The sequence below is a fragment of the Tumidithrix elongata BACA0141 genome, assembly GCF_036349135.1.
Taxonomy (GTDB): domain Bacteria; phylum Cyanobacteriota; class Cyanobacteriia; order Pseudanabaenales; family Pseudanabaenaceae; genus Tumidithrix; species Tumidithrix elongata.
Map to the genome: position 1 here is coordinate 134,602 of NZ_JAZBJZ010000001.1, position 9,122 is coordinate 143,723.

Consider the following 9,122-nt stretch of genomic DNA (forward strand, 5'->3'; position numbering starts at 1 on the left):
AACCCACCCTGCGATCGCGAAATTTGATGCCTCCTCTTTGCAGAGATTAGCAAGAGGAGGCTGGATAGGGGGATAAATTTCGATCTAGCGGTTTCGGTTTAAGACCTCTGTGAGGTTTTCTAAAACTGTTGCCAGACGCTCTTGAGTGTTATCCACTTCGGCAACAGCTTCGGCTTCAGCAGCAGCTTCTTTGCGCTTAAACTTCTCAAGAGCGCGAATCATGAGGAAAATCACAAATGCGATCACTACAAAGTTTAGAACTGCCGCTAAAAACACACCGTACTTAATGCCGTTAACTGACAATTTTTCCAGTTCGCTAATTCCAGCAGCAGATAAAACAGGACTTAAAATGACTGGGGTAACGATATCTTTAATAAAAGAATCGACAATTTTGCCAAATGCACCGCCGATAATTACAGCGACTGCCAAATCGACAACGTTCCCTTTAGCAATAAATTCCTGAAAATCTCTTAAAAAACCAGTTGCCGATCTTCTTCCGTTTCTTAGTGCCATAGCTTCCTACATCTACACAGTTTATCAACTTACTGTCTATCTACAGAAGCCTACTGTCAAGACTATTTGCAAAGAAACCCAATTAAATTAACATTTACCAAACAAAAAAATGAGAAAATTTTCATAATCACCTTAAAAATATGTGGTTATCTCTAGTAACTTCGGTGATAGTTATAACGGGCTTTTTAGACAGCTAAATCGTATCTTTGTCCAAAACAATAGTTCTAAAAAGATAATCTTCTTTTAGCCAATCCTTTGCTCCATCACCTCTAATTTTTGATTGCAGAAGATAATCAGAATCTAGACCAAACTAGAAGCGAAGGCGGATCGCAATATTCTCACAAAAGGTGATAGAAGGCGCACTCGTGCAGTCAGAATGTCCTGACTTAGTGTCCTGACTTAGTGTTAAGTGAAATTTGACTTCCCTAATTTAATTCACCCTACTGGGGGAAGATGAAAATCTATTTATCATCCATATTGGGAAGGGCTAAAGAGGATTAAATTTACCCCATACATGGCGAATACTAAGGCTATGCCTTGTTTTTTTATTAAGTAAACTGGGCTAATTATTATTAAATAAGCTAGTCTAAAGTCAGGTAGGGAAAGTTCTTCAATTATATTTTGTATGGATGTGTGGGGCCACAACAGTATGTGGTTTGATTGATTTCATTCTATTTTTATCGAACTAATAGTTTTTATGGATAAATCCAATAAAAACTTTAGAATTTCAAAGCCAATTCATCGTTCTTGTAATTGAGCTGAGGCCTCTGTTACCAGAAAAGTAATTGCGTTAACCCTCTGAATACCGACAAATTTAAAATTAATTTCTACATCAATAAATTTCATAATATAGAGCCACGATCGGTTTAATCCCATGAAGCAGCCCGAAATTCCACAAAATGAAAGCGAAAGGCAAGCGGCTCTCGATCGCTACAAGATCCTCGATACCTTACCAGAACAGGAATACGACGACTTGACGCAACTTGCTGCCCGTATCTGTGGAACGCCGATCGCTTTAATCTCTTTGGTCGATCGCGATCGGCAGTGGTTTAAATCGCGCGTCGGCATTGATGCCCCAGAAACGCCGAGAGACATTTCTTTTTGCGGTCACGTTGTTGCCGAGAATATGAAACTGATCGTTCCTGATGCGACCTTGGACGATCGCTTTGCGGACAACCCCCTCGTGGCAAGCGATCCGAATATTCGCTTTTATGTTGGCGTTCCTTTAACCACCCCTGACAGCTATACCTTGGGGACTTTGTGCGCGATCGATCGCCAGCCTAAAACACTGACAACCACACAAATCGAACAGCTTGAGTCGCTCAGTCGTTTGGTCATGAGTCAGTTGGAGTTAAGACGAAGTCAAGATGCCTCTCAGCTTTTCGTCTCTATTGTCGAATCCTCCGATGATGCCATTATGACCAAAACCCTCGATGGCACCATCACTAGTTGGAATTCCGCAGCGGAGAAGATCTTTGGGTATACAGCACGGGAGGCGATCGGACAGCCCATGGCGATGCTGATTCCGCCAGATCGGAAAGAAGAGGAACCGCAAATTCTCGCGAAAATCGCTCGGGGCGAACGGATCGAGCACTTTGAGACCGAGCGCGTCCGTAAGGATGGCAAGCGTATAAATATCTCGGCAACGATTTCTCCAGTGCGAGACTTTGAAGGCAAAATTATTCTGGCATCGAAAATCGCGCGGGATATTACCGATCGCAAAGCATCGGAAGATCGACTGACAAGCACTTTGATGCTGCAACAAGCCATTTTAGATAGCGCCAACTTTGCCATTATCTCAACCGATCTACAAGGCACGATTCAATCCTTCAACGTAGCTGCTGAGAATATGTTGGGGTATGCTGCCGCAGAGGTCGTAGGCAAGACTAGCCCTGCTATTTTGCACGATCTGGATGAAGTTGTGTCCCAAGCGAAACAGTTATCTCAAGAACTTCATCAAGAGATCGAGCCTGGGTTTGAAGTCTTTATTGCCAAGGCTAAACTAGGACAGGCTGCCGAACAGGAATGGACTTATATCCGTAAAGATGGTTCGCGTTTCCCTGTAATGCTAACCATTACCGCCATTCGCACAAACCAAGGCGAGATTACAGGATTTTTGGGCATTGCCAAAGATATCACCGCTCAGAAACAAGCCGAAAAACAAGCTTTTGATATCACTACGGCTCTAGATCGAACGGCGATCGTGGCAATTACCGATGTCCAAGGCATGATTAACTTTGTCAACGATAAATTTTGCGAAATTTCCAAATATAGTCGTGACGAGTTACTCGGACAAAACCACCGCATTCTCAACTCTGGGCATCATCCTCGCCAGTTTTTTGCTGATATGTGGAAAGCGATCGCCAAGGGAGAAACTTGGCAGGCTGAAATTAAAAATCGGGCTAAAGATGGTTCGTTCTATTGGGTAGATACGACGATCGTGCCTTTTCTTAACGAACTGGGGAAACCCTATCAGTACCTCGCCATTCGCAAGGATATTACGCCTCGCAAGGCTGCCGAACTTGAATTGCAAAAGCTATCCCTGATTGCTAGCCAAACCGATAACGTGGCGATCGTGACCAATCCCCAAGGAACCATAGAATGGGTCAATGAGAGCTTCCAGCGGGTGACGGGTTACACCTTAGCCGAAGCGATTGGAATAAAACCAGGCGAACTCCTGCAGGGCGCGAAAACAGATAAAGAGACTGTTGCTGAGATCCGTTATGCTTTGGCTCGCCGTCAGCCCTTTACTGGGGAGATTTTAAACTACCGCAAGGACGGACATCCCTATTGGATCGAGTTGCAGATCAACCCCGTATTTGATGGAGAAGGTAAGCTGACAAATTTTATTGCGATCGAAAAAGAAATTACGAACCGCAAGGAAATCGAAACTAATCTCAAACGAGAAGTCGAGGAGCGCAAACGCGCGGTGCAGGAACTACGGGTTTTGGCAGAGCGCCTCGAGGTAAGCAACCGCGAATTGCAAGATTTCGCCTATGTTTCTTCCCACGATTTGCAAGAGCCTCTACGCAAGATTCAAGCCTTTGGAGATCGCCTCAAGTCAAGTTGTAAAGATTCGCTCGACGTTAAGGGGTTAGATTATCTAGAGCGCATGCTAAATGCGGCGGGTCGCGCTCAAATCTTGATTAACGATCTGCTGGCTTTTTCACGAGTTACCACCAAGTCTAAACCCTTTGAATCGGTCGATCTGGCTGAGGTGCTAGAGGGCGTACTCTCCGATCTAGAGGTACGGATCGAGCAAACGGGGGCAACCGTAGAAATCGATCGCCTACCCGTCATCGATGCCGACCCCATGCAAATGCGCCAGATTTTACAAAATCTGATTGGCAATGCCCTTAAGTTTCAACAGGAGGGAGTCAAACCTCTCATACAGGTGCGATCGCAGATCTTCCAACGCTATGGTCAAGATTGGTGCGAGATTCGCGCGATCGATAACGGCATTGGGTTCGAGCAAAAATATGTCGATCGCATCTTTCAGATCTTTCAGCGCCTGCACGGACGGAAAACTTTTGAAGGCACTGGTATCGGTCTTGCCATCTGCCGTAAAATTGCAGAGCGACACAATGGTACGCTAACCGCCGAAAGCGAACCCGATCGAGGTGCAACCTTCATTTTTACGCTACCAATTCATCAACCCAAAGGAGAACTTCAATAATGCCGAACAAAGGAAAAAGCATCACCATTTTGGTCGCAGAGGACGATGAAGACGATCGCCTCTTGATGCAAGATGCCCTCGAAGAAAACCGCCTTGCCAACGACCTGCATTTTGTGTTTGATGGCGAAGAGTTGATGGACTATTTGCTGCATCGTGGTGACTACAGCGACCCTAAAAGTGCGCCTCGCCCCAGTTTGATCTTGTTAGATTTAAATATGCCGCGCAAGGATGGTAGAGAAGCGCTCAAAGAAATCAAATCCTATCCTGAATTACGCCAGATCCCGATTGTGGTGCTCACCACATCCAAAGCCGAAGAAGACATTCTGCGTACCTACGATCTGGGGGTAAATTCCTTTATTGCCAAGCCCGTCGTGTTTGACTCGATGGTAAAAATCATGAAGACGCTAGGAACCTACTGGTTTGAAATTGTGGAATTGCCCGACCAAAACGCTTAGCAAACAACCTGTCACGATCGAAATTGACGGCGCAGCCTCAGCTTAAGCTTTAACAAGAACTACCATTTCAAGATTCAAGATTACAGATCTACAAAGAGCAATCTTAATATGAACGACCTTAAAGAAACCGAGCAACTGACTGCTTGCGATCTTGCCTTAAAGCATCAATTGACTCAGGCAAGTTTGCTAGCATCGGTCTTGCAACGAATTCGCAGTTCCCTTGAGCTAGACAAGATCTTAACCGCGATCGTCGAAGAAGTCAGAGAATTTCTCCAGACCGATCGCGTCGTCGTGTTTCAAGTATTTGCCGATGGCACGAGCAAAGCCACTGCCGAATCTGTGGGCGAATCTTGGCGCACGATTATGGAAGAAGTGTTCCCCCCAGAAACTTTCCCCCAAAGTTGTTACGAGAAATATCTACAAGGCAACGTCACCCGTATGAGCGATCGCGACCAGGTGGTTGAATGCATGCAGGGGCTTTATGCTAAGTACCAGATTCGCGCTAGTTGTGCCATCCCGATTATTTTGGGCGACCGCCTATGGGGATTGGTACTCGCCCATCATTGTGCCGATGCGCGTGACTGGCAAGATTGGGAAATATCATTTTTGCGACAACTGGCATGGCAACTGGAAGCGCCGCTAGAACAGGCAGAACTTTACGCTCGCCTGCAAGCTGAGTTAGAGGAGCGCAAAAAAGCCGAGGAAGAATTGCGATTTCTCACCCAAAAGCTAGAAAGCAGTAACAAAGAGCTAGAGAGTTTTGCCTATGTCTCATCCCACGATTTGCAAGAACCCCTACGCAAAATTCAAGCCTTTGGCGATCGCCTTAAAACTCGTTGTCATGACGTCCTTGACGACAAAAGCCAAGACTATCTCCAGCGCATGTTGAGCGCTGCCAGTCGCGCTCAACTTTTAATCGACAACCTGCTGACCTTTTCGCGGGTTACGACCAAAGTCGAACCTTTTACTCAGGTGAACCTGCGCGAGATTATTGATGGCGTGCTGTCCGATCTAGAAATTCGGATCGAAAAGGTCGGCGGTACGGTCAATGTGGGCGAAATTCCCGCGATCGATGCCGACCCCCCTCAAATGCGCCAACTCTTCCAAAATTTGTTGGGCAACGCGCTCAAGTTTAGTCGCGAAGGCGTACCCCCTGTTGTCACCGTCACGGCGACCCTAGAAGGCGATCGCGTCCGCATTGAAGTCGCCGATAATGGCATTGGGTTCGATCAGAAATATCGCGATCGGATTTTTGAGGTATTTCAACGCCTGCACGGTCGGTCAGAGTATGAAGGATCGGGGATTGGTCTATCGATTTGCCGTAAAATTGTCGAACGACATAAAGGAACGATTGTGCCCTACAGCCAACCTGACTGTGGCGCTACCTTTATCATTACCCTACCTCTCAGACAACCCGATCCTGAATCATAAGTTGTGCCTTAGAACTTAGTGTCAGAAGTTAGTATCAGAGGTGAGATCGCCAAACCCGTAACCAGTAATGCAAAACAATGGCTCCAGAGATTTATCGAGTTCTGCTTGTAGATGACGACGAAGATGACTACGTGGTCACGCGCGATTTTTTGAGCGAGGCAGAGCAAGCTATCTTTAAGTTGACTTGGGCTGATAATTTCCAAGCTGGGCTAGCGGAAATTGCGAAAAACCGCCATGATGTCTATTTATTTGATTATCGACTCGGTAAAGAAACTGGCTTAGATTTGATGGAAGCAGCCTTTAAACTCGGATGCGTCCAACCAGTGATTTTGCTGACAGGGGTTGGAGATAGCGAGATCGATCGCAAAGCCATGGTATCGGGTGCGGCGGACTATCTGGTTAAAGGTCGTTTCATCAGCGCCGCCCTGTTAGAGCGATCGATTTTGCACGCGATCGAACGCAAGCAAGGGGAAGTCAAGCAAAATCAACTACTGGCAGAGTTGGCGCATGTCAATCAAGAACTCAAAGACTTTGCCTACATCGTTTCCCACGATCTCAAAGCACCTTTACGCGGGATCGCCTCTCTAGCAGACTGGTTGCTCACAGATTACGGCGATCGCCTCGATGACGAGGGCAAAGACATGCTGCAACTGATGGGCGGCAGGGTGCGGCGCATGAGCGACCTGATCGATGGCGTGTTGCAATATTCTCGCGTTGGTAGAGTGCGGGAGGAAAAAACAGAGGTCGCTCTCAAGCCATTACTGGTGGATATCATTGATTCGATCGCCGCACCCAAGGGCATCCAGATTGCGATCGACACCGAACTACCCGTATTAAAAGCAGAAAAGATTCGCATCCAGCAAGTATTTCAAAACTTGATTAGCAATGCTGTCAAGTATATGGGTAAGCTAGAGGGAGAGATTCGCATCGGTCACGCGGAAACCCAAGGCTTTTGGCAATTTTATGTGAGCGATACGGGTGTGGGAATTGAGGAGCGACATTTTGACAAGGTGTTTCAAATTTTCCAAACTCTCGTACCGCGCGATCAGTCAGAAAGCACGGGTGTGGGGTTAGCGATCGTCAAAAAAATTGTGGAAACCTATGGCGGTCAAATATGGGTAACGTCTGAAGTCGGGAAAGGTAGTACCTTTTACTTCACGCTGCCTATACCAGTAAATGAGGATGAAGGTTAAACCATCATGAGAAGCTTTGACCCAATTTTACTTGTAGAAGACGACAAACTCGATATCATGACGCTCAAACGCGGATTGAGAGATATTCATGCTGATAACCCGCTCCATGTCAGAAACGATGGCGAAGACGCTCTCGAATTTTTGCGCGACCCCAATAATCCGACTCCAGGCCTAATTTTGCTAGACTTAAATATGCCACGCATGAACGGGCTGGAATTTCTTAAAATTCTCAAAGCCGATCCCAATTGGCGTAAAATCCCCGTCGTGATCTTGACGACCTCTAGAGAAGAGCAGGATCGACTCGTCAGTTTTGAGCTAAGTGCCGCAGGCTATATCGTGAAACCATTAGAGTATCCTGATTTTGTTGAGAAGTTACTAGTTATCTACAACTATTGGCGTTTATGCGAAATTCCTAATTTAATCACATAATTTAATCGGTTCCTTAACTTATGATTTCTCCTGCCGCTGTCTTAAATTCGCCCCCAATAAAGGTTCTGCTGGTTGAAGACGATCAAATCGATCGCCTAGCCTTTACGCGAAGTGCAAAACAAGCCAGTTGGCCCTATGACTATACGATCGCCACTTCTCTCACCGAAGCGATTAGCATCCTAAGTACTCAGACATTTGAGATTGCTATCCTAGACTACAACTTGGGCGATGGCCTCTCTAGTGCCCTGTTCCCGATTCTACAAAACAGAAATTGTCCGTTCATTATCTCCACGGGCAGTGGCGATGAAGAAACTGCCGCGAAGTTAATGAATGAAGGAGCTTACGATTACTTAATCAAAGACCCCGATCGCAACTATCTCAAAATTCTGCCCGCAACTGTCAACAAAACCCTCGACCGCCACAGAGCAGAGGGGCAGTTACTATTACTCAACCATGCGATGCAGAGCGTCAAAGATTGCATCTACATTCTCAACGAACAGGGACAATTGCAATTTGTCAACAATACGCTTGCAAAGCTGAGCAATCTCACGCCTCAAGAGGCGATCGGTCAGCCCATTCAAATTTTAAAGCAGCCAGACTTGGAAGAATGGCTCTATTCCAGCAATGCTTGCCCAGATTTTGAAAGCTCCGTCGAAGGTCAAATTCCCATGCGTCGAGCCGACGGTACGGTCTATCTTGCCTTTATTTCGGAATCCTGCATCCAAGAAGCATCGAACCCGATCAGGGTTGGCGTGATTCGCGATATTACCTCGCTAAAGCAGATCGAGCTGGAATTGCGAAATGCTCGAGAGAACTTAGAACAGATCGTTCTGGAACGAACGGACGCATTGCGACAGGAAAATCAAGAACGATTGCAGGCAGAAGCCAATCTGCTGCAGCTCAACCAAACACTTGAAGCTAGGGTAGAAACTCGGACGCAAGAACTGCAAGATCGAGAATCTCAACTGCGCGATCTTTTTGACAATGCTACCGATTTGATTCAAAGCGTTGCGCCCGACGGTCGGATTTTGTTTGTAAATCGAGCCTGGAAAGAAACCTTGGGATACAGCGATGCCGACCTAGAGCAGTTGTCTATTTTCCAAGTTATCCATCCCGACGATCTGATGCATTGTCAGATCGTGATGCAAAGCCTATTTAATGGTTCTCCCTGCTTGGGCATCGAAACTAGATTCCTAACCAAAGATCGCCAAGAAATTATCGTAGAAGGAAATGTCAATTGTCAATTTAAAGATGGTATCCCGATCGCCACGCGAGGTATCTTTCGAGATATTACCCAGCGCAAGCTTGCCGAGGCTTCTTTAGCAGAGAGCGAGGCATTTAATCGACAGTTGGTTGAGGAGTTCCCGATCGGGCTAGTAGACTACGGCGTAAAAATGTCTACCGTTAAACTGCCAGAGCCTTTCC

Annotated in this window: 7 protein-coding genes; 6 read left to right on the forward strand and 1 reads right to left on the reverse strand. The window is 46.4% G+C overall.

The annotated features are described in order from the left end of the window. Positions 1 to 84: 84 nt before the first annotated feature. Complete coding sequence (gene mscL, locus V2H45_RS00540; protein WP_330481647.1) at positions 85 to 513, reverse strand: large conductance mechanosensitive channel protein MscL; 429 nt, start codon at positions 511 to 513, stop codon at positions 85 to 87. A gap of 874 nt (positions 514 to 1,387) precedes the next feature. Here mscL and V2H45_RS00545 point away from each other — a divergent pair. The 6 genes from V2H45_RS00545 to V2H45_RS00570 form a co-directional block, all read left to right on the forward strand. Continuing rightward, entirely contained in the window at positions 1,388 to 4,189 is a 2,802-nt protein-coding gene (locus V2H45_RS00545; RefSeq protein WP_330481648.1) for a PAS domain S-box protein, read from the forward strand. After that, the gene (locus tag V2H45_RS00550; protein ID WP_330481649.1) at positions 4,189 to 4,644 is read left to right on the forward strand and encodes a response regulator; all 456 of its coding nucleotides are present in this window, start codon (positions 4,189 to 4,191) and stop codon (positions 4,642 to 4,644) included. Before V2H45_RS00545 ends, V2H45_RS00550 begins: the two co-directional genes overlap by 1 nt. A gap of 108 nt (positions 4,645 to 4,752) precedes the next feature. Continuing rightward, positions 4,753 to 6,075 carry a sensor histidine kinase gene (locus tag V2H45_RS00555; RefSeq protein WP_330481650.1) on the forward strand — a complete coding sequence of 441 codons (1,323 nt, stop codon included), beginning with the start codon at positions 4,753 to 4,755 and terminating at the stop codon, positions 6,073 to 6,075. Between the two features lie 77 nt (positions 6,076 to 6,152). After that, positions 6,153 to 7,268 carry a sensor histidine kinase gene (locus tag V2H45_RS00560; protein WP_330481651.1) on the forward strand — a complete coding sequence of 372 codons (1,116 nt, stop codon included), beginning with the start codon at positions 6,153 to 6,155 and terminating at the stop codon, positions 7,266 to 7,268. Positions 7,269 to 7,274: 6 nt separating this feature from the next. Continuing rightward, entirely contained in the window at positions 7,275 to 7,697 is a 423-nt protein-coding gene (locus tag V2H45_RS00565) for a response regulator (RefSeq protein WP_330481652.1), read from the forward strand. A 20-nt stretch (positions 7,698 to 7,717) separates the two neighbouring features. Further along, a partial coding sequence (locus V2H45_RS00570) for a PAS domain-containing response regulator (protein ID WP_330481653.1) occupies positions 7,718 to 9,122 on the forward strand: 1,405 nt, incomplete at its 3' end.